The organism is Arthrobacter sp. UYNi723 (genome assembly GCF_054057635.1).
In genome coordinates, this window is record NZ_JBSRZM010000074.1 from 1 (window position 1) to 2,043 (window position 2,043).

3 protein-coding genes are annotated in these 2,043 nt (G+C 59.9%); all 3 read left to right on the forward strand.

Annotated features, from left to right (window positions below; all coding sequences use genetic code 11):
- Positions 1-98: 98 nt before the first annotated feature.
- The 3 genes from ACVWY0_RS22220 to ACVWY0_RS22230 all read left to right on the forward strand — a co-directional run bounded on the left by ACVWY0_RS22220 (position 99) and on the right by ACVWY0_RS22230 (position 1,124).
- Positions 99-290 (forward strand): hypothetical protein, encoded by a 192-nt coding sequence (locus ACVWY0_RS22220; RefSeq protein WP_485838622.1) that lies wholly within the window; start codon positions 99-101, stop codon positions 288-290.
- Between the two features lie 190 nt (positions 291-480).
- Positions 481-819: a type II toxin-antitoxin system RelE/ParE family toxin gene (locus tag ACVWY0_RS22225; RefSeq protein WP_485838623.1), complete on the forward strand. Its 339-nt coding sequence runs from the start codon at positions 481-483 to the stop codon at positions 817-819.
- Complete coding sequence (locus ACVWY0_RS22230) at positions 819-1,124, forward strand: helix-turn-helix domain-containing protein (protein WP_320538102.1); 306 nt, start codon at positions 819-821, stop codon at positions 1,122-1,124. The genes ACVWY0_RS22225 and ACVWY0_RS22230 overlap by 1 nt, the downstream gene beginning before the upstream one ends.
- Positions 1,125-2,043 lie beyond the last annotated feature (919 nt).

The window sequence follows — 2,043 nt, forward strand, 5'->3', positions numbered from 1 at the left end:
TTCCTTAGACAGTCAGAAACCTAGGCGGAAAGCGGCGTGCGTCAGTTAAGGCGCGCTCAAAGCACCCACGGATGAGTCAGGAGAGCCCAAAAACCTGCGTGTTTTCAGAAGACGGTGACCGCCGTCCGGGTGAGCCTACTGCCAAGGCGCACACCTCCAAGTCGGCGCTTCTTGGTCAAGTTGCCGGCTCGGACGTCCAGCGTCACCGGCACAGGCAAGAAATCAGCGCGGGCCTGGACTTCGTTATGAGCCACGACGCCGGGCTGCTGAAGCGCCTTGAGGATGCCTGAGTTCTCGCCTCGAATACGACGACATCATCGCCTTGCCGGGTCTTCTTCTCTGCGACGCACTGCCTGGCCACAACCGTCATGAGCGTGACGGCTCGTCCCTCCTGCACGTCCAACAAGTGGCGGACCGCAATATAGCACTTGAGTTGTAGAACACCTGAGTTGTATGATGGACTCGATGTGGAATGTTGACGTGGGACTAGTTGAGCCGTGGCTGTTAGGTCTTGACCAAGACTCGTATGAGCAGATCGTTGCTGCATTAGAGCTTCTCGCCGAGCGCGGACCTCAACTTGGTCGTCCATTGGTCGACACAGTGGTTCGTTCACGGCATAAGAACATGAAGGAGCTGCGGCCGGGATCGAGCGGGCGGTCGGAACTGCGAATCCTGTTTGCCTTTGATCCGGAGCGGCGGGCGATCTTGCTTGTCGCGGGGGACAAGGCGGGCAACTGGAGCAAGTGGTACAAGACGAACATTCCGGTTGCTGATGACCTGTTCGATGATCATCTGAGGATTCTGAAAGGAGGGGCATAGTGGCGAAGTCCATGGAGGAACTACTGGCCAAGCGTCCGGTTGACCGGGCAGCTGTGAATGCCCACAAGAAGCGCATGGTCGATGAGGTCCGGGCTTACCGGCTTCGGGAGCTCCGCGAGGCCTCTGAGCTGACGCAGGTCGAGCTGGCTGGGCGCCTGCATGTCAGCCAGAACAGGGTGTCCCGCATCGAGCACGGTGACATTGATCGCGCCCAGGTCGATACCTTGCGAAAATACGTCGAGGCGCTCGGCGGCCGGCTTCGTGTCGAGGTTGAACTCGGCGACGAACGAATCCAGATCGCCTGACGAAGCGACTCGGAGCGATCCGCGACGGCAGCCGTCTTGCCCGTACAGCGAGGTCTAAAAGGTGGGAAAAAGAGGGTGTGCACAATGTGCACACCCTTGGACTCCGGACTGGTTCGTACATCGGCCGGACTGGGCCGGATTGGCTAAAGTTTCCGGGGCCCCGGGTTCCTCTTTCCTTGTGTGGGGCAGCGGGGTCGCTTCGTACTCATTCATGGTGCGGCGCGTCTGGAGCTACATGACCGGCACGGTACTGGGGGAGGGGTTGCCCTTGGCTGTTGTGTCACGACTGTTCATGTCGAAGTTCGAAGGTAGCGGCATGACCTTTGAACTATTCGGACGGTTTCGTAGCCCAAGACTGGCCATACGTCCGTGAGCAATGTTGGTGCCCGACTTCTCGTCGTTCGGGTAGTGGTGTTGCTGGTTACTTGTTCATGGCGGGGAGAGCCCGGGACTGCATGACCCGACTGTTGGTGGGGGAGCGGTGTCGCTTCGGCTGTTGCCTATAGCTGGGTCTTTCAAAGGTGAACCCCTTCGTTCGCGGTTATCTCGAGCAGTTCTCGGCCTAAAGCATCGGCCAGCCATCCATAATGCACCCTCCATGTCCACTGGCGTTGCCCTTGGCTCTCCTGTTGGCCCACCGGAAAGGTGCCTGACCTACGTTCCGCGGTTTCGGCCCGCCTTCCTTGTGTTAGGCGTCGCGTTATTTGACGATGGCGGCGTCGGTTTTTGTGACGATGGGCCGTGCACGGAAACGCCCCGCGGGCTGTTTCCGGCGGGGCTTTCGTCGTCGGCCTGACGTGGTGGCCGTCATCGGTGACGGCGGGTTTTCCCTACTCGCTGTTCTCGGTGATCGCGGATTGGGCGGCGGAGAGGTCCACGATGGCCTTGTTGCCGGCGTAGGTCGCGATCAGGGCGGAAA